18 protein-coding genes are annotated in these 16,870 nt (G+C 67.3%); 5 read left to right on the top strand and 13 right to left on the bottom strand.

Features of this window, described 5'->3' with window-relative positions:
• Positions 1–193: 193 nt before the first annotated feature.
• The 4 genes from HW466_RS20410 to HW466_RS20395 all read right to left on the bottom strand — a co-directional run bounded on the left by HW466_RS20410 (position 194) and on the right by HW466_RS20395 (position 3,526).
• Positions 194–574 (bottom strand): DUF2946 domain-containing protein, encoded by a 381-nt coding sequence (locus tag HW466_RS20410; protein WP_059544249.1) that lies wholly within the window; start codon positions 572–574, stop codon positions 194–196.
• 104 nt (positions 575–678) lie between these two features.
• Positions 679–1,173, bottom strand: coding sequence for an SRPBCC family protein (locus tag HW466_RS20405; protein ID WP_151004578.1), 495 nt, complete (start codon positions 1,171–1,173; stop codon positions 679–681).
• A 56-nt stretch (positions 1,174–1,229) separates the two neighbouring features.
• Positions 1,230–1,532: a 2Fe-2S iron-sulfur cluster-binding protein gene (locus HW466_RS20400; RefSeq protein WP_151004579.1), complete on the bottom strand. Its 303-nt coding sequence runs from the start codon at positions 1,530–1,532 to the stop codon at positions 1,230–1,232.
• Between the two features lie 104 nt (positions 1,533–1,636).
• Complete coding sequence (locus HW466_RS20395) at positions 1,637–3,526, bottom strand: sigma-54-dependent Fis family transcriptional regulator (RefSeq protein ID WP_151004581.1); 1,890 nt, start codon at positions 3,524–3,526, stop codon at positions 1,637–1,639.
• 526 nt (positions 3,527–4,052) lie between these two features.
• Between HW466_RS20395 and HW466_RS20390 the strand changes: the two genes are divergently transcribed.
• Positions 4,053–4,244, top strand: coding sequence for a DUF2964 family protein (locus HW466_RS20390; protein WP_059447235.1), 192 nt, complete (start codon positions 4,053–4,055; stop codon positions 4,242–4,244).
• Between the two features lie 243 nt (positions 4,245–4,487).
• Entirely contained in the window at positions 4,488–4,775 is a 288-nt protein-coding gene (locus HW466_RS20385; protein ID WP_059447236.1) for a DUF1488 family protein, read from the top strand.
• Between the two features lie 154 nt (positions 4,776–4,929).
• Here the strand turns inward: HW466_RS20385 and HW466_RS20380 are convergent, their stop codons facing one another.
• From HW466_RS20380 to HW466_RS20370, 3 genes are read right to left on the bottom strand one after another with little or no spacing between them, the layout of a single operon-like run.
• On the bottom strand, positions 4,930–5,793 hold the full coding sequence (locus HW466_RS20380; protein WP_151004583.1) for an MBL fold metallo-hydrolase: 864 nt from the start codon (positions 5,791–5,793) through the stop codon (positions 4,930–4,932).
• Between the two features lie 3 nt (positions 5,794–5,796).
• The gene (locus tag HW466_RS20375; RefSeq protein ID WP_151004585.1) at positions 5,797–6,123 is read right to left on the bottom strand and encodes a hypothetical protein; all 327 of its coding nucleotides are present in this window, start codon (positions 6,121–6,123) and stop codon (positions 5,797–5,799) included.
• 13 nt (positions 6,124–6,136) lie between these two features.
• On the bottom strand, positions 6,137–6,667 hold the full coding sequence (locus HW466_RS20370; RefSeq protein ID WP_059544240.1) for a hypothetical protein: 531 nt from the start codon (positions 6,665–6,667) through the stop codon (positions 6,137–6,139).
• Positions 6,668–6,872: 205 nt separating this feature from the next.
• On the opposite strand from HW466_RS20370, the gene HW466_RS20365 reads away from it, so the two are divergent.
• A complete protein-coding gene (locus HW466_RS20365) occupies positions 6,873–7,724 on the top strand; it encodes a LysR substrate-binding domain-containing protein (protein WP_151004593.1) in 852 nt (283 codons plus the stop codon).
• A 107-nt stretch (positions 7,725–7,831) separates the two neighbouring features.
• Here HW466_RS20365 and HW466_RS20360 read toward each other — a convergent pair whose 3' ends face one another.
• Complete coding sequence (locus HW466_RS20360) at positions 7,832–9,133, bottom strand: NCS2 family permease (protein ID WP_059447241.1); 1,302 nt, start codon at positions 9,131–9,133, stop codon at positions 7,832–7,834.
• Between the two features lie 765 nt (positions 9,134–9,898).
• Here HW466_RS20360 and HW466_RS20355 point away from each other — a divergent pair.
• The gene (locus tag HW466_RS20355) at positions 9,899–10,177 is read left to right on the top strand and encodes a hypothetical protein (RefSeq protein ID WP_006480752.1); all 279 of its coding nucleotides are present in this window, start codon (positions 9,899–9,901) and stop codon (positions 10,175–10,177) included.
• Between the two features lie 173 nt (positions 10,178–10,350).
• On the opposite strand, the gene HW466_RS20350 is transcribed toward HW466_RS20355, so the two are convergent.
• The 5 genes from HW466_RS20350 to HW466_RS20330 all read right to left on the bottom strand — a co-directional run bounded on the left by HW466_RS20350 (position 10,351) and on the right by HW466_RS20330 (position 15,026).
• Entirely contained in the window at positions 10,351–10,725 is a 375-nt protein-coding gene (locus HW466_RS20350) for a DUF2917 domain-containing protein (RefSeq protein WP_059447242.1), read from the bottom strand.
• A 251-nt stretch (positions 10,726–10,976) separates the two neighbouring features.
• Positions 10,977–11,264 carry a hypothetical protein gene (locus tag HW466_RS20345; protein WP_151004587.1) on the bottom strand — a complete coding sequence of 96 codons (288 nt, stop codon included), beginning with the start codon at positions 11,262–11,264 and terminating at the stop codon, positions 10,977–10,979.
• 89 nt (positions 11,265–11,353) lie between these two features.
• A complete protein-coding gene (locus tag HW466_RS20340; RefSeq protein WP_151004589.1) occupies positions 11,354–12,259 on the bottom strand; it encodes a metal-dependent hydrolase in 906 nt (301 codons plus the stop codon).
• A 33-nt stretch (positions 12,260–12,292) separates the two neighbouring features.
• Complete coding sequence (locus HW466_RS20335) at positions 12,293–14,080, bottom strand: SDR family oxidoreductase (RefSeq protein WP_174905610.1); 1,788 nt, start codon at positions 14,078–14,080, stop codon at positions 12,293–12,295.
• A 49-nt stretch (positions 14,081–14,129) separates the two neighbouring features.
• On the bottom strand, positions 14,130–15,026 hold the full coding sequence (locus HW466_RS20330; protein ID WP_174905611.1) for a M24 family metallopeptidase: 897 nt from the start codon (positions 15,024–15,026) through the stop codon (positions 14,130–14,132).
• Positions 15,027–15,520: 494 nt separating this feature from the next.
• On the opposite strand from HW466_RS20330, the gene HW466_RS20325 reads away from it, so the two are divergent.
• A complete protein-coding gene (locus tag HW466_RS20325; RefSeq protein WP_059447247.1) occupies positions 15,521–16,798 on the top strand; it encodes an HAD family hydrolase in 1,278 nt (425 codons plus the stop codon).
• Positions 16,799–16,870 lie beyond the last annotated feature (72 nt).

Genomic DNA, 16,870 nt, shown 5'->3' with positions numbered 1-16,870 from the left:
ATGACAAGGAGAACGATGCATTCGACTTGCGGCCGTCCGCGCGTAATCGCTGGCGGCGCACGAGCGCACGCTGGGCGCGACGCTGCGCGCAATACGGTCGAACATGAGATCGTCCTTCGAAACGTGACGCTGCACGCGCGGCGCGCGTGCGGACCGCGTGATACGCGACGGCATCACGCGCGGTGACGACGAATCAGGACGCGAACGGCGGGGCGCGCGGTTGTGCGGCCGTAAGCGGCAGCGTGCGGCGCAGGCTTTCGAAGCGGGTTGCTTCGCGATGCTGAAGCGGGCGGAGGTTGGCCGCGAACGTCAGTTCGGGCGCGGGCACGGCCGGCGTATGGGCGAGCAGGCTGCAATAGCCGCACGCCTGCAGATGGGCCTGCAGACTCTTCGATGACGCATCGCCGGCGGTATGGTCGCCGCTCGCCGGCCCGGCCGTGCAGTAGCCGGCAAGGAGCGAATCGACGCGGTCTTGCGTCGTCAGTGCCTGCGAGATCGTCGGCGCGAGCGTGGTCATCAGGATGGCGAGCATCCCGATCAGACTGACGATCTTCCGGAAACGACGACTCAGCATGCGATGCGCGGGGCGGCGGTTGAACGACGATGGAGCGGATTATGCCACGCACCCGCCGCGACGGCATGCGGGCACGCGGATATCGGGAATGACGCGCGACGCGCTTACGCGTGCTTCGCGAGATACTTCGTGATCAGCATCATCTGCGCGGCCCAGCCTTGATCGTTCATCTCGCGCGCCTTCGCGCGGCGCGCTTCGATCAACTGGTCGAAGCCCGTTTCGCTGATCGTCAGCAGCGTGCCGCCGTTCGCTTCGGCGAGGGCGAACGTGACGAGCGTCATCGGCTCGGACGCGTAATCGAAGTTCGGATCGATCGCGAACGGGTGCCAGCGAAAGGAAAACCGTTGCTTCGGCTCGACGCGGTCGACGACGATTTCGAACACGGTGCCGGCATACGGCTCCTGTGCCCTGGCGACGTCGTCGTCGACGCGCGTCGGCGTGATGCGGCCGAACAGCGGCCGGCCGGCGACGAACGGCCCGTCGAACGTCACGCCGAACCAGGTGCCGAATTCCCCGGCATTGCTGACGGCTTCCCAGACGCGCGCGAGCGGCGCGGCGAGCAACGCTTGTTTCTCGATGCGATCGGTGGATTCGGTCATCACGTTCTCCAGGCGGGCATCCTCGATGCGGGACGGCGCACGGGCGGGTGCCGCGTTCAGTCGATCATCACCGCGTCCGGCACGTCGAGCACGACGTCCGACGTCGCGACGGCCACGCACGGCAGCGTAAAGCCGTCGGCCTTTTCCTCGCGGCTCAGACCGGGCCATTCGATCGTGTAGCGTACGCTGCCGCTCACGATCCTGCACAGGCAGCTTCGGCACGTGCCGTTGCGGCACGAGCGCGGCAGCCTGACGTGCGCGAACGCGGCGGCTTCGAGCAGCGTCAGCGAATCGGGGGCGTCGAACGTCGCACCGAGCGGCTCGATGCGTATGACGGGCGGGTGGTCAGGATCGGTCATGGGGCGAAGCGGGTGCCGGCGCGGCGGCAAGACAGGGGCAGGGCAAGCGCCAAGCATACCCGAAGGCGGTGCGGCCGGCGCCCGTGGGCGGCCGGCCCGGGACGTCAGTGTCGGCGCAGGTAGCGGTACACGGTATTGCGCGCGAGCCCGAGCTCGCGCGCGGCGGCCGATACGTTGCCGCCGTGCCGCGCGAGCACCGCGTCGATCACCGCGGCCTGATGGCTCTGCAGCGTCGTCGCTTCGCGTGTTTCGACCGGCGCGGGCTGCGCCGTGGGCGCGTCGTCGCAGTCCAGCCAGAAATCGTCGGGCAGGTGCGCGAGCGTGATTTCGGCTTCGTCTTCGGCGAGCATGCCGGCCGTGCGCAGCACGTTGGTCATCTGCCGCAGGTTGCCGGGCCAGCGGTGCCGCATGAATGCGTCGAGGACATCGGTCGCGAGGCGGCTCGGCATCGGCTCGCTGCGGCCGAGCCGCGCGAGGATCCGCTCGACCAGCACCGGCAGGTCGGTGCGCGCGGCGAGCGGCGGCAGCGTGACCGCGAGCCCGTTGATCCGGTAGAACAGGTCTTCGCGGAACGTGCCTTCGGCGATCATCGCGCGCAGGTCGCGGTGGGTCGCGCAGACCACCCGCACGTCGACCGGCACCGCGCGTGCACCGCCGAGCGGCATCACCGCGCGCTCCTGCAGCACGCGCATCAGCCTGACTTGCTGCGCGAGCGGCATGTCGCCGATTTCGTCGAGAAACAGCGTGCCGCCGTCGGCCTGCACGATCTTGCCGGGGCTGCCGCGCTTGCGCGCACCGGTGAACGCGCCGTCTTCGTAGCCGAACAATTCCGCTTCGATCAGCGAATCCGGCAGCGCCGCGCAATTGACCGCGACGAACGGGCCGTCCGCGCGCGGCGATGCCTGGTGCAGCGCACGCGCGAGCCATTCCTTGCCGGTGCCGGTCTGGCCGAGGATCAGCAACGGCAGATCGCGCCCGCGAATCTTCGCGACGCGCTCGAGCACGGCAGCCATTCGCGCGTCGCCGGTGTCGAGCGCCGCGAACGTGATCGCGTCGGGATCGGGCGCCCGCGTGCGCACGGCGGGCACGGGCGGCGTGACCGCGACGGCCGTCTTGTGCGATTCAGCGAATTCGCAGCGTGCGAGCACGCGCACGCCGGTCGACAGCGTGAGGCGAAACGGTGCGCCGGGCGCGCGGGCCGCTTGCTGCGCCAGCTGGCCGAAATGCATGCCGAACAGCGCATCGCAGCTTCGATGCTGCAATGCATCGAAGGTCGCGCCGAGCTGGAATTGCGCGCTTCGGTTCGCGGCGATCAGGCCGCCATCGGGGCCGAACGCGACGAGCCCGGCGAACAGCGAGTCGACGCAATCCTCGTGGGCGTGAAAGCGCAGCCGCAGTGCTTCGGCGCACTGGTTCGCGAACAGGTGGTTCTCGATCAGTTGGGCGGACATTCGCACCAGCGCGAGCGTATGCGGGCTGAAGCCGCGCGGATCGCCGCTCACGTCGAGCGTGCCGAGCGTGCGGCCGAACGGGTCGATGATCGGTGCGCACGAGCAGGTGAGGATATGGTTCGCGCGCAGGAAGTGCTCGGACCCGTGCACGGCGACCGCCTGGCCCGAAGCGAGCGCGGTGCCGATCGCGTTGGTGCCGCGTGCGCCTTCGGCCCACGATACGCCGGTGCATAGCGCGACGCGGTTCGCCTTCTCGATGAAGTCCGCGTCGCCGATGCTGTGCAGGATCACGCCGTCGGCGTCGGTGAGCAGCACGAGGCTTTGCGTGTCGGCGATTTGCGCGTGGAGGTTTTCCATCACGGGGCGCGCGTGCGCGAACAATGCGTGGTTCGTGTCCAGCAGTTCGCGCAGCGCGAGCCGCGACAGCGGCGCGAAATCGGGGCGCTCGTTTGCGCGCAGGCCGACCGCGGTCGAACGGGCATGCGCCTGCGCGAGCAGGTCGTTGCGGCCCGCGGTGGCGGGCAGCACGAAAGATTGAGGCATGTCTTGTCTCCTGTCGGTCCCAGTTAGCGCTTTAGCGCTTACTGGGACCCCATGCTTCGCGGTCGGTCCCAGTTAGCGCTTTAGCGCTTACTGGGACCCCATGCTTCGCGGTCGGTCCCAGTTAACGCTTTAGCGCTTACTGGGACCCCATGCTTCGCGGTCGGCCTCAGTTAGCGCTTTAGCGCTTACTGGGACCCCATGCTTCGCGGTCGGCCTCAGTTAGCGCTTTAGCGCTTACTGGGACCCCATGCTTCGCGGTCGGCCTCAGCTAGCGCTTCAGCGCCAACTACGGCCCCATGCTTCCCGGCCGCCGAGACCGCACCCTTTGCACCGCACCATCCACCACCCGGGCCGCCGCTGTCGATATCGCCTCATCATACAAGCGCCGCGCGCGTTCGGCGACTGCGTACAAAAACCCCTTGCGTTTAAGCGCCCGCCTGCAATGATGGAAGTGGAGCACGCACGCGCCGTGTTCCGCATCGCAACATGCATGCGACGTGACATGCATCCGTTCGGGAGACCCATCATGGTTCGGACGGAACTGAGAGTCGTGTTGGCGGCCATCGCCACCTTCATCATGCTGGGCGGCATCGCCGTCGCGATCCATGGTCTGCTGTTCGACCTGAGCGATGCGGTGAGCTACGGGGCCACCGCGATCGCGGTCGGCGCCACGACCGCCGCGATCGCGCTGAACGTCTGGCCCACCGATCCCCACTGACGCCGCTCGGCAAATGGTGCCCGATGTCGCGCGCTGGTCTGATGAAAATGCGCGTCGGAACGACGCGCATCGCAAATTTGCCTCCTGCGCGAAACCGTCTAAAGTGGAATGCAACCGGCACGCATCGTCCGCGCCATACCCCCGTGGATACTGCCTCTGCCGGCGAGCCCGCGTACATTTTCGTCCGGCCGGTGGCGGACGACGGACGCGGTCATTTGCTTTCTACCGGACGAGGCGGCTCCCATGCAGATCCATTTCACGAATGAGAAGCCCGAATATTCGGGGCGCGACCTGATGCTCGGTTTCACGGCGCTGGTCAATGGCGAGCGCGTCCAATGTCAGATCACCGCAGAGGCGCTGGAGGATCATTTCGGTGCGGCATCGCCGCGCTTCGAGGACATGGTCGGTGCGTACGATCAGCACCGCGAGCGTATCGAGGCAGCCGCGCGGCGGCTGCTGTCCGAGACGCGCGCGCAATGCGTGACGCTGCGCAGCGGCTACGTGCGCTTCTACGAAGCGAACTGCCGCTGAGCCGGACGACCGGACAGCGACGGAGCGGGCGCCGGATACCGGCGCCCGTGTCATATCCGCGCATGTTGTTCCGATAGCGCGCTCGCGCGGCGGGCGGTGCCCGGCTCGATTCGAGCATCGAGCGGCGTGCCGCCACGCCCGTGTTCCGCCGCGCTCAATCCGCCCCGATCAGCACATATGCATCGCCGGGTGCCCGGTTCGTGCGCGTGATGCGTGCGAAGCCCGTGTCGGCGAGGTGCATGCCCGCAATCGGCAAGTTATCCAAAGCGACTTCGGCGAGCGTGGCCGCGCGCGTCGATGCGGCCTGCGACGGATCGTGATCGAACGCGATGGACACGTCGGGGCGGGCAACCTGAATCGGCGCGAAATGCACGAGGTCGCCCCAGATCAGCAGGCGCTCGCCGCGCGATTCGACGCGATAGCCGGTGTGGCCTGGCGTATGTCCCGGCAGCGGGACCGCGACGATACCGGGCAGTACGTCGCCGGCCTCGATGGTGCGCAGCTGCGCGTGATACACGTCGAACGTCTGCCGCGCGATCCGGAAATTGACGCGTGCGCGCTCGCTTGCCCGCTCGTACATGCCGTCGTCCAGCCAGAATGCACGTTCCCGTTCGTGAATGAGCACTTCCGCCTGCGGAAAGACCGGGTTTCCGTTCATGTCGAGCAGGCCGCCGATGTGGTCCGGATGTGCGTGCGTCAGCAGGACCGTGTCGATGTCGCGTGCGTCGATGCCGGCTCGCGACAGCGATGGAAGCAGCAGGCCGCCCCAGCTGCGGATGCCGCCGGCGCCAGTGTCGACGAGCACGGTGCGCCCGTTGCCGCGTATGACGTAGCAGTTGATGTTGACGTCGGACGGCACTTGTATGCCGGCCTGGAGCATGATGCCGGCCGCGTCGTCGACGTCGATGTTCGACAGCAGGTCGAGGCCGGCCGTCAGCGTGCCGTCGCTGATCGCGGTCACCGTGAACTCGCCGACCTGGCGACGCGGGAAGGAAGGGCGCGGAACGGGTGCGTTCATGGGTCAATGGCGTGCATAAAGGTGAGCGGTGCCGTAGCCGAAGCAGCGGATGCGTGCGACGAATCCGGTGTGGCGAAGAATCTCGCGATCGAGCTCGGTCATGAACCAGTCCATCAGTTCAGTGGTGCGAAATGACGAGGTGCGCATGCGGATCTCCGCGCTGACCGGATGTCCGAGGCCGTGCCGGACCGGAACGTATGCGACGTGAACCGTGCCGGGTGCGGCGCTCAACACGTCGGTGCAGAGCTGCTCGCAGGCCGACGACAGTGCGTCGAGTGCCGATCTGGTCGGCATGCTCGTTTCGGGAATCAGAATCGTGACGCTGGGCATGGTCCGGCTCCGGTCAGCGTGCGGTTGCTGGCGTCGGCGTGCTGACGAGCCGCTCGCCCATCGCCGCATAGAGCCGGATCGCGCCATCGGATCCGAGCCGAGCCTGATCGTGCGTGAGGACGGCCAGCCAGCGCGTGGCCGGCCGGCGATCCAGCGCGACCGCGTGCATGGCCGTGGCCGCGATACCTGCTCGCGCGAACGGGGCGGGGTCGTCGCAAACGGCCAGCCATTGACGGCCGGAGACGGCCGGCGCGGGTGCCGCGCAGTCGTACACGTTGCGGCGCCACTCGACGATGTACGGCTGCCAGCGCGCGAAATTGCCGCCGCCGTTGTCGCGATACTCGGCCGACGTCAGCACGTCCGGGCCGTCGATCGTGTGCAGCGCGAGGTAGACGGGGCCGTCGCCGCCAAGTGCGCGAAAGCGTTGCGACGTGCGAAAGCCGGATACGGAGATCAGCGCGGGCAGTTTGACCCGGCTGTAGAAGTCGTTCCACTCGGCTTCGACGGCGGGCTCGGCGATGCTGCATTCAACGGCATAGATCATGACTTCTCCGCAGGGGCGAGCGGCCTTCGGAATCGATGGGTCAGCTCGACGGGTTGAGTTTTTGTCATGATAATGAGCGGAACAATGAGAGAAAAACGATGATTCGTCACCGTTCAATGACATTTGATCAAGCCATAATCGACGGCGGGCGGTCGAACCGGGAGCCATCGTGACGCGACGCAGGATTCCGAGCAATTCGGCATTGATGGCATTCGAGGCCGCGGCGCGGCACGGCAGCTTCGCGCGCGCGGCCGACGAATTGGCGTTGACCGAAGGTGCGATCAGCCGGCAGATCGGCCGGCTGGAGGCCTTCCTGGGCGTCGCGCTGTTCGAGCGGATCGGCAACCGCGTGCGGCTGGCACCGAACGGCGCGCGCTATGCGGCGCAGGTTCGCGAAGTGCTGGACCGGCTCGAGCGCGACAGCCAGTACATGATGGGGCAGCCGGGCGACGGCGGCAGCGTCGATATCGCGGTCACGCCGACCTTTGCGACGCGCTGGCTGATTCCGCGGCTCAACGGATTCCAGGCCCAGCATCCGAACATCACGGTGCATTTCGCCGATCGTGCGGAGCCGTTCGTGCTGGCCGGCAGCGGGTTCGATGCGGCGATTCACTTCGAGCATCCGGCCTGGGCCGGCATGCATACGTACCGGTTGTGCGAGGAGGTGCTGGTGCCGGTCTGCCATCCGTCGCTGCTCGCGGGCGGCCCGCCGGACATGTTGCTGGGCACGCTGCCGCGCCTGCACAAGCGCCAGACGCCCGACGCGTGGTCGGCATACGTGCAGGAGACCGGGTTGCCGGTCAACAATCCGGCTGCCGGCGCACGCTACGATCTTTACTCGATGCTGATCGCGGCGGCGCTGGCCGGGCTCGGCGTCGCGCTGGTGCCGCGCCTCTATGTCGACGCCGAGATCGCGCAAGGGTTGCTCGCGGCGCCCTGGCCCGACGCGCGGGGCGTGATCAAGCGCTTCTGTCTCGTGTTGCCCGAGCCGCTGGAACTGAGCGAGGGGCCGTTGCAGGCGTTCGCCCGCTGGGTGCTCCGTCAGGCGGACGCTTGACCGAAGCTGGCTTGCGCGTCGCGCATCGCCCCGCCGAGCACGAAGCAAAAACGCCACCGCGAGGGTGGCGTTTTCGTTTCATCTTGCAGCGCACGGGCGCGCGTGCGTCACTCGCTGCCGAGATAGAAGAAGCGGAACAGGAACACGGCCGCGATGATCCACACGATCGGCTTGACCGTGCGCGCCTGGCCGGTCAGCAGCTTCAGGCCGCCGTATGCGATGAAGCCGAACGCGACGCCGTTCGCGATCGAGTAGGTGAACGGCATCAGCAACGCGGTGAGCGCGGCCGGCACGGCTTCGGTCGCGTCGTCCCACGGTACGTCGACCATCTCGCGCAGCATCAGGCACGACACGTAGAGCAGTGCCGGTGCGGTCGCATAAGCCGGCACGACGCCGGCGAGCGGTGCGATGAACAGGCACGCGAGGAACAGCACGGCAACGGTGATCGCCGTCACGCCTGTGCGGCCGCCGGCCTGCACGCCCGACGCGCTTTCGATGTACGCGGTGGTCGACGACGTGCCGAGCACCGAGCCCGCGACGATCGCGGTGCTGTCCGCGAGCAGCGCCTTGTTCAGGCGGTTCATCTTGCCTTCGACGAGCAGCCCCGCGCGATTCGCGACGCCCATCAGCGTGCCGGTCGCATCGAACAGCTCGACGAGGAAGAACACGAGGATCACGTTGATGATGCCGGTCGACAGCGCGGCGCCGATGTCGAGCTTGAACAGCGTCGCGTCGATCGACGGCGGTGCGGAGAACACGCCGTGGAACTGGTTGTCGCCGAAGAAGAACGACAGGATCGTGACGCCGATGATGCCGATCAGGATTGCGCCGCGCACGCGCAGGTGGTCGAGCGTAACGATCGTGAAGAAGCCGACGATCGCGAGGATCGTGTCGTGCTTGTGCAGGTCGCCGAGCGTGACGAGCGTGGCCGGGTTGCCGACGATCACGCCCGAGGTCTTCAGCGAGATGATGCCGAGGAACAGGCCGATGCCGGCGGTGATCGAGATGCGCAGCGATTTCGGAATGCCGTTGACGATTGCCTCGCGCACGCGGAACAGCGTGACGAGCAGGAACAGGCAGCCGGAGATGAACACCGCGCCGAGCGCGGCCTGCCACGTGAAGCCCATCCCCTTGACGACCGTGTAGGCGAAATATGCGTTCAGGCCCATGCCGGGCGCGCACGCGATCGGGTAGTTCGCGTACAGGCCCATGATGATCGACGCCAGCGCCGCGACGAGGCAGGTCGCGACGAACACCGATTCCTTCGGCATGCCGGCATCGCCGAGGATCGCGGGGTTGACGAAGATGATGTAGGCCATCGTCAGGAACGTGGTGACGCCCGCGAGTATTTCGGTGCGGAAGTCGGTGCCGGCTTCGTCGAAGCCGAAATACCGCTTGATGGATTCCATGAAGGCGTTTCTCCGGTCGGGTTGTCGTGTTGCTTGTTGTTTATGCCGAATTGTTGTAAGGCAGCGCGAGGCCGGCCTACTGTAACCAGCCACTATTGCGACGCTATCGGCGGATTGTAATAGCGCGGATAGCTCGGACGATATAGTTGCGGGGCACGATCGGCTGCGTTCGCGCGAACGGTCGGACAGGCCGGCCGCGCGAGGACGGCGCGCATTTTACCGGTTCGCTCGACGCGGGCAGGCAGAAACGATGGAAACGATTCGATGGCAAGCGGGCCGTGACGGCCGATGCGGACGCAACGGCATGATGGACATGCGGCGCGCGCCGCCGCGCGACGACAGGCGGCCGCCATGGCGCACCCGCATGAGCGGCGAACACGGGACGACGGGCGCACGGTATGCGCGAGCGTGCACGCATGACCGGCGCGGGCGCGCGGCGGTATGCAGCGGCCATTCGTCAGTCCAGGCGGTTGCAGATATCGGGCTATCCTGCGCCGAAGCCGTCGCGTCCGCAACTGTCATTTCGCGATGCGAGCCGGACTGTGGTTTCTGTGTAAAAGATTGCAAGACGTCATCGCGTTAACCGGCAAGTCTTTCTAGGATAGATACACCGCGCACACACGCCGGCCAGTCGTTGCCGACGCGGGGGAGTCGCAGTCCGTGCAGGCCAGGCGGTGAAGTGCGGTGACGGCCGCGGCGCATTCGGGCAGGCGCGACCGGTTGCGATTGCCCGATGCGGGTTCGTCCGTCATCACGGAGGTCAGCATGTTGAACTGGATCAGCCGTTGGGCGATGCGGCACGCCCCCACGCCGGAAAAAACCGCTGCGTCGATGCTCGTGACGGCGCGCATGGAATTGTTCGCAGCCGAACAGCGCGTCATCGATGCGAAATTACAGGCGGATTACTGGCGCACGCGGGTGTCATTTCTCGAGGAGGTGCAAAAGCAAGGCATCGACCCGTGGGTGACCTCGCAGGCGGCGCAACGCCCCGACCTCGATTCCACGCCTCGCAGCACGGGCCCGCGTCTCGCCGCCAGCACCTGATGCACGTGATGCATGCAAGCGTTGCACACGGCGCGCGATCGCGCGCGGCACGCATGCGCGTGCCGCGTCATTCGACGCGCACCCGCGGCGCATTGCGTCGCGGGTGCGTCCATTTCCGGATGCGGTGATTCCGCGCACTCCGACATCCCGTCGCGCGCGTGATGCGCGCATCGTCAATCCCGTCTTCGCCATCGTCCGACGAACACACGCTGCATGCGCGCGAGCGTGCGTCTGAGCCGCTCGCCGCGCCTCACGTATGCGGTCGTGATCGACGCTTCGGCCGGCCGGTCGTCATCGGTGCCGAGCCAGATGCGATCGCCGCGCGCGATACGCAGCACGTCGCCGGGTTGTACCCAGTAGTCATCGACGCTCGGCGGCCGCGTGATCCACAACGGCGCGCCGTGCGCGCGGATTTCGGCATCGCTCGGCGCGCGCCAGGTGAGTGTCGTGCGCGGCGCGACCGCGAAACGGATCACGACGGTCGGTAACGCGATCGCACCGACGCGGCGCGTATCGGGACGGTCGAACAACGGGCTTGCCTGGTCCATCGTCTTCTCCATTCGTTGAGCCGGACGGATGACGCGCACCAGAACAAAAAGGCCTCATCCGTTTCCGGTGAGGCCTTGTGTGACATGCGGTACTGCTCGGATGCTAACGCACAAGCGCCTCCCGTGAACCATTCTTTCGAATGTTCACCAGGCAATGATTCGCGATGGCGATGAGCTTGAACGTAGGCATGCGAACGAGTTTGTCGATGTCGTGCGGCGTTGTCAACGACTATTTTCGAGATACGTGGCGATCACGCATCGCGCTGGGCGAGGCCGTTGACGAGCAGTTCGGACAGCAGGCCCGTCATCCCGTTCGGATGCGTGGCGGCGCGTGCCTTCAACTGTTCGACGAGTTCGGCGTTCAGCTTGCATGCGAACGGCACGAGGCCCTGCTCCTGGTCGAGCTTGCGTTGCGCGCGGCGATCGAGCTTCGCAGCTTCCTCCGCACCCTTGCCGAAGCGCGCGGAGCTGGACTGCTTCATCGCGTGCGTCAGCTTGAGCGCCTTGTTCTTTTCGAGATCGGTTTTCTTCATGGTCATCGCGGCACCTCCGGGAAATGAAGCCGCGATTGTACGCATTTCGGCGGGCGCGCCCGCCGAAACCGCCGAGAAGCCGGGCGCGGATCCGCTCACGCGCCTTTCGTCGTGCCCCAGTTGCCGCCGTGCGCGGCCGCCTGCGCGGCCGGCGAGCGCGCCAGATACGCGAGTGCCTGCTCGGTCGAGCCTTCGTGGTGCGGCGTGTAGCCCGGCCTGAAATAGCGCAGCGCCGCGCCGATCACTTTCCAGAACGACGGCAGGTGCCCGCGCCGCGAACCCTTCCACCACGACAGCACGAAACCCGGATAGCGGCCGGCGGCCGGATCCCGCCGGTACATGAATTTCGCGCCGCTCGTGATGAAGTAGAGCAGCAGCACGATCACGAACGCCATGTGCACGCAGCGCTCCGGGTAGTTGCCGCCCATGTGGTTGTAGATGTCGAACGCGACGGTCCGGTGTTCGACTTCCTCCGCGCCGTGCCAGCGCAGCAGGTCGACCATCGTCGGGTCGGCGCGGCCTTCGTCGAGCCCGTGCGCGTTGAGCACCCAGTTGCCGAGATAGCCGAAGAAATGCTCGAGCGAGGCGATCACCGCGAGTTGCTGACGCAGCCAGAAACGCGTGTGGCCGATCTTCAGCCCGAACGGCGCTTCGCCCAGCACGCGCGTAAACAGCCAGTTCAGCTTCTGCGTGAACGGTTTCGTGTCGATCCCGTGTCGATCGTAGTAATGCTTGAGCATGCCGCCGTGCGAGCGCGAATGCACGGCTTCCTGGCGCAGGAATCCTTCGGCTTCGTCGCGCAGCCGCGCATCGGTGATGTGCGGCAGTGCCTTGTTGTACACGCGGCAGAACCAGAGTTCGCCTTCCGGGAACAGCAGGTTCAGCGTATTGATGATGTGCGTGCTGCCCGGGTCGTTCGGCACCCAGGTGATCGGCGTGTCGCTGAAGTCGAACTTCACGTGCCGGGCCTTGATCTTGTGATACTCGGCGGTAGCGGTCATCTGTGTCTCCGTTGCTGTGCGGCGCGCTGCGCGTCAATGCGATGCCATGCTGACGCGGGCGAGCATCCGGCCGAGCCACGGCATGAAGCGGCCGACGAAGCGCAGCGCGTGCGCCTCGGTGCCCACGGCCACGACCGGCCGGTTGCGCAGCACGCCGTCGACCATCGCCTGCGCGACGGTTTCCGGCTTCAGGCCGCGCATCTGGTACAGCTTCGTCGCGCGTTTGCGCAGCCGTGCCTCGTCCTGTGCGTTGGCGCCCGCGTATTGCGTCGACGCCATGATTCCGGTTTCCGCGAAGCCCGGGCAGACGGCCGTCACGCCGATGCCTTTTTCCGCGAGCTCCGCGCGCATGCATTCGCTGAGCATCAGCACGGCGGCCTTCGTCGTCGCGTACGCGGGCAGGTCGCGCGACGGCCCGAACGCGGCGGCCGACGCGGTGTTGACGATGTGGCCGCCGGTGCCGCGTGCGGCCATCTGTTGCGCGAACAGCCGCGAGCCGTGGATCACGCCCCACAGGTTCACGTGCAGGATGCGCTCCCAGTGCCGCTCGCTCGTATCGAGAATGCCGCCGGCCATGCCGATGCCCGCGTTGTTGATCACGACGTCGGCGCCGCCGAGCTCGCTGCCGACCCATGCCGCGAGCGCTTCCATCTCGTCGGCGCGGCCGACGTCCACGCGCTTTGCATGCGCGGGCGCGCCGGTGAGCCCGAGCAGCAGCGCGGTGCGCTCGGCGCTCGCGAGATCGATGTCGCACGCGACGACGGTCGCGCCTTCGCGTGCAAATGCGAGGGCCGCGCAGCGGCCGATGCCGCTGCCCGCGCCGGTGACGACCACGACCTTGCCGCTGAAGCGGCCGCTGGTCGCGCGGCGGCGCGCGTTCGCGAGCGCGGGCGGTTCGTCGCCCGATTCGACCGCGTCGATCAATTGCTCGGCGAGGCCGGCGAAGCGCGCGGGATCGGCGAGCGGCAGCCAGTGGCCGGCCGCGACTTCGCGGCGGTAGTACTGCGGCACCCAGCGCGACAGGTTCTCGGATAGCGCCGGGCTCACGTATTTGTCGCCGAGCGGCACGATCGTCTGCACCGGCGCATGCGCGTAGCGCTCGCGCGGCGCGAACAGGCAGCGGATGAAATTCGCGCGATAGAGGCGCACGCCGCGCGCGCCGTCGTCGGCCTGCGTCGCGCGCGGCGCGGCGGCGGTCTTCTCGACGCGGCGCAGCAGGCCCGGCCATGCGCGGCCGAGCCACAGCCGCCAGCCGAGTTCGGGGATGAACGGCAGGTGGAACAGATACACGTACCACGAGCGCACGAGCTGGCCGCCGAGCCTGGCCAACGATGCGGGCGTCGGATGCAGCACGCGCTCGCGCAGCCAGAAGCCGACGTGGTCGAGGCATGGCCCCGAGCACGACGTATACGACGCGATGCGGCCGGCGAGCCGCGGATCCGTGACGAACTCCCAGCCCTGGATCGAGCCCCAGTCGTGCGCGATCAGGTGCACCGCGCGGCCGGGGCAGAGCGCGTCGATCACCGCGATGAAGTCGTCCGTCAGCTTCGCGAGATGGTAGTCGGCCGTGCGCTTCGGCGCGCCGGACAGGCCCGCGCCGCGCACGTCGTAGGCAATCACGTAATGCTTGCGCGCGAGCAGCGGCGCGACCTGCTGCCAGACGCTGCTGTCGTCGGGGTAGCCGTGCACGAGCACGACCGGCGAGCGGGCCGGGTCGCCCCAGGTCCTGACCGCGAGCGTCAGGTCGCCGGAGGCGACGGCCGTCTCGTTGTGAACCGATTCGAACAGGGCCAGCGGCGCTTCATCGGAAAGAGGCTGCATCGTGAGTCCGTCGTTCAGGGATTCGGGAGAAGGGCGCGGGGCGTACGCGTCAGGCGGCGGCCCGCACGCTCGCGACGGCCTGCGCGCGTTCGGCCTGGCGGCGGCGCCAGCGGCGCACGTGCGGCAGGTCGTCGTCGAGCCAGTACGCGTTGTCGTCGGTGATCACCAGCAGCTCCTCGAATTTCGCGCCGACGCCGGCGAAGCCGAGATGCGGCTCCACGGCCCACAGGCCCGGCACCGGCGCATGTTCGGAGCGGCGGTCGATCGACCACAGCGGCGACCAGCCTTGCTGCTTCGCCGCGCGGCCCTGGTCGAGCAGCAGGTTGCGCGTCGCGTTCAGCCCGAAGCGCGCGACGAAACGCGGTGTCGACAGCTTGTGGATCTTCGCGACGCGGTGCGCGAGCACCTTGAACGGATACGCCTTGTGGCGCGGCTCGACGCCCTGGCGGCGGCACAGCGCATCGACCGCCTGCGCGACCTCGGCCATCGGGCGGCGCTCCTTCACGAGCCGCACGATCATGTCGCGATGGTCCATCAGGTCGTCCTGAAGCTGCTCGAGGATGGGGTTGTGCCCGAGGCAGTGCGCGTAGCCGACGTCCGCGACGATCCCGTCGAGCACGGGCGCGACGTCGAGGATCACGGGCATGTCGGTTTCGAGCTGGCGATTGCTCGGGAAGAACGCGAGGTTGAAGCCGCCCAGATGCTTCAGGCCGGAGAAGCCTTCGAACGCCGTGCGGTCGCCGAACCATGCGAACGGCTTGTGCAGCCAATCGCGCACGCCGTTGTCCTGCAGCCATTCGGTCAGCAGGCGCGCGGCCTCCTTCTCGGTGATGCCGGGATAGAGCATCGCGCCGACGGTCTCGACGCAGCGATAGGCAAGTTGCTGGACCGCCCGGAATTGCGGCAGCTCGTCGAGATGGACTTCCGGCAGCGGATGATCGGGCATGATGCGTCTCCATGTATCGGCCTGCATTCGCGCGCCGGCAACGCGGGGCTCGTGCAAGGCTGGGCGCTGATCCGGAATGCATCCGCCGCCGTTGATCCTGGAGCGAATTATTCAGTCAGCATTTAATGTGTCATTGATCGATGTAAAGATCATAGCCGGTTCGACGTGGCGCGGAGGTGAGGACTTCTCCTAATGAAGCCCGAAATGGAGGGAGGGCTCTAGGTTTTCGGGCGTCGGGGGCCGGATGGCCGGCGCCTTGCGCGGGTGCCGCGCGCCGCAGCCTTCAGGCGCGCGCGACGCGCCGCCGCCGGCCCGCCATGTCGCGCCGGATCAACTCCGCGTCGTATCGCGGCGCGACGCTGTCAAATTGCCGAAATAATTTCGTCACATCATTCGCCCCCAATTCGAAGCCGTTCCGGCTTCCCGGGGCGGTGTGCCGCCCGTCGTGCGGGGCAGCGACCCGGGCCGACTCGACCATTCCACGGAGACAGACCATGCAACGCCGCCAGTTCATGAACACCCTTGCCGCGGCGACCGCCGCGACGCCGCTGATGCTCAAGGCCGGCATGGCCGGCGCGAAGAGCACGACCGCGCCGGACGCGCTGGACCCGGGCCGCTGGTCGCCGTTCAACGCCGCGCGCCTGCAGGCGGTGCTCGACCGGCATGGCGTCGCGAGCGCGCACTACGACGCAAAGCGCCGCCCGTATGCGGTGTTCGACTGGGACAACACGTGCATCATGAACGACTGCGAAGAGGCGTTGCTGATGTACCAGATCAACCATCTGCAGTACAAGCTGACGCCCGACGAGTTCGTCGGCGTGATGTGGAAGGACGTGCCGAAGGGCGCGTTCATGAAGGACTACACGACCGTTGACGGCAAGCCGGTGACGATGGAGGATCTCGCCGCCGACGTCGAATCCGACTACCGCTGGCTCCACGCGAACTACAAGGGCCTCGCCGGCGACAAGAGCCTCGACGAGATTCGCGAGACCGACCAGTTCAAGGATTTCCGCGCGAAGCTGTACTTCATGTACGACGCGATCTGCGACACGCATCCGCTCGAAGTCGGCTACAAGTGGATCATCTACTTCTACAAGAACATGACGACCGCCGAGCTGCAGGCGATGGCGGAAGCGTCGAACAACTACGGCATCGGGGACGCGCTGCGCAAGGTCCGTTACGAAAGCCCGAAGTCGCTGCCGGGCAAGGCCGGCGTGGTGGCCGACACGCATTTCCACGGCATCCGCATTCACGAGGAAATCCGCGCGGTGATGCACACGCTGCGTGCGAACGGCATCGACGTGTACGTGAGCACCGCGTCGCTCGACGACGTCGTGCGCGTATTCGCCGGCAATCCTAACTACGGCTACGGCGTGCCGCCCGAGAACGTGATCGGCCTGCGCCTCGACATGCAGGACGGCAAGTACACGAGCACTTACCCGGCCGGCTGGCATTTCAACTGGGGGCCCGGCAAGACGGTGGGCATTCGCAACGTGCTCGCGTCGAAGAAGGGCTACGGCCCGCTGCTGGTGTTCGGCGACAGCGACGGCGACGCGTGGATGCTGCGCGACTTCAAGGACACCGCGGCCGGCGTGATCGTCAACCGGATGAAGAAGGGCGAGATCGGCGCGGACAGCAAGCTCGCGGCCGAACAGATCGGCAACCCGGACGCGCGCTTCCTGCTGCAGGGCCGCGACGAGCACACGGGCCTGATGATCCCGGACGAGAAGTCGATCAAGTACGGCAAGAGCGAGCGCAAGCTGCTGGCTTGACGCCGGGCCGGGCCGGGCGCCGGGCCGTCGCGGCCGCGCGCCCGCCGCCATCGGTCGCGGCGTCGTGCGGGC

The sequence above is a fragment of the Burkholderia territorii genome (genome assembly GCF_902833055.1).
GTDB classification, from domain to species: domain Bacteria; phylum Pseudomonadota; class Gammaproteobacteria; order Burkholderiales; family Burkholderiaceae; genus Burkholderia; species Burkholderia territorii.
This window is presented reverse-complemented; position numbering and strand designations above follow the sequence as displayed.

Bases quoted from the DNA above. Each gene is read 5' to 3' on its own strand.
- HW466_RS20410 (WP_059544249.1), bottom strand. From the start codon at position 574: ATGCTGAGTCGTCGTTTCCGGAAGATCGTCAGTCTGATCGGGATGCTC.
- HW466_RS20405 (WP_151004578.1), bottom strand. From the start codon at position 1,173: ATGACCGAATCCACCGATCGCATCGAGAAACAAGCGTTGCTCGCCGCG.
- HW466_RS20400 (WP_151004579.1), bottom strand. From the start codon at position 1,532: ATGACCGATCCTGACCACCCGCCCGTCATACGCATCGAGCCGCTCGGT.
- HW466_RS20395 (WP_151004581.1), bottom strand. From the start codon at position 3,526: ATGCCTCAATCTTTCGTGCTGCCCGCCACCGCGGGCCGCAACGACCTG.
- HW466_RS20390 (WP_059447235.1), top strand. From the start codon at position 4,053: ATGGTTCGGACGGAACTGAGAGTCGTGTTGGCGGCCATCGCCACCTTC.
- HW466_RS20385 (WP_059447236.1), top strand. From the start codon at position 4,488: ATGCAGATCCATTTCACGAATGAGAAGCCCGAATATTCGGGGCGCGAC.
- HW466_RS20380 (WP_151004583.1), bottom strand. From the start codon at position 5,793: ATGAACGCACCCGTTCCGCGCCCTTCCTTCCCGCGTCGCCAGGTCGGC.
- HW466_RS20375 (WP_151004585.1), bottom strand. From the start codon at position 6,123: ATGCCCAGCGTCACGATTCTGATTCCCGAAACGAGCATGCCGACCAGA.
- HW466_RS20370 (WP_059544240.1), bottom strand. From the start codon at position 6,667: ATGATCTATGCCGTTGAATGCAGCATCGCCGAGCCCGCCGTCGAAGCC.
- HW466_RS20365 (WP_151004593.1), top strand. From the start codon at position 6,873: ATGGCATTCGAGGCCGCGGCGCGGCACGGCAGCTTCGCGCGCGCGGCC.
- HW466_RS20360 (WP_059447241.1), bottom strand. From the start codon at position 9,133: ATGGAATCCATCAAGCGGTATTTCGGCTTCGACGAAGCCGGCACCGAC.
- HW466_RS20355 (WP_006480752.1), top strand. From the start codon at position 9,899: ATGTTGAACTGGATCAGCCGTTGGGCGATGCGGCACGCCCCCACGCCG.
- HW466_RS20350 (WP_059447242.1), bottom strand. From the start codon at position 10,725: ATGGACCAGGCAAGCCCGTTGTTCGACCGTCCCGATACGCGCCGCGTC.
- HW466_RS20345 (WP_151004587.1), bottom strand. From the start codon at position 11,264: ATGACCATGAAGAAAACCGATCTCGAAAAGAACAAGGCGCTCAAGCTG.
- HW466_RS20340 (WP_151004589.1), bottom strand. From the start codon at position 12,259: ATGACCGCTACCGCCGAGTATCACAAGATCAAGGCCCGGCACGTGAAG.
- HW466_RS20335 (WP_174905610.1), bottom strand. From the start codon at position 14,080: ATGCAGCCTCTTTCCGATGAAGCGCCGCTGGCCCTGTTCGAATCGGTT.
- HW466_RS20330 (WP_174905611.1), bottom strand. From the start codon at position 15,026: ATGCCCGATCATCCGCTGCCGGAAGTCCATCTCGACGAGCTGCCGCAA.
- HW466_RS20325 (WP_059447247.1), top strand. From the start codon at position 15,521: ATGCAACGCCGCCAGTTCATGAACACCCTTGCCGCGGCGACCGCCGCG.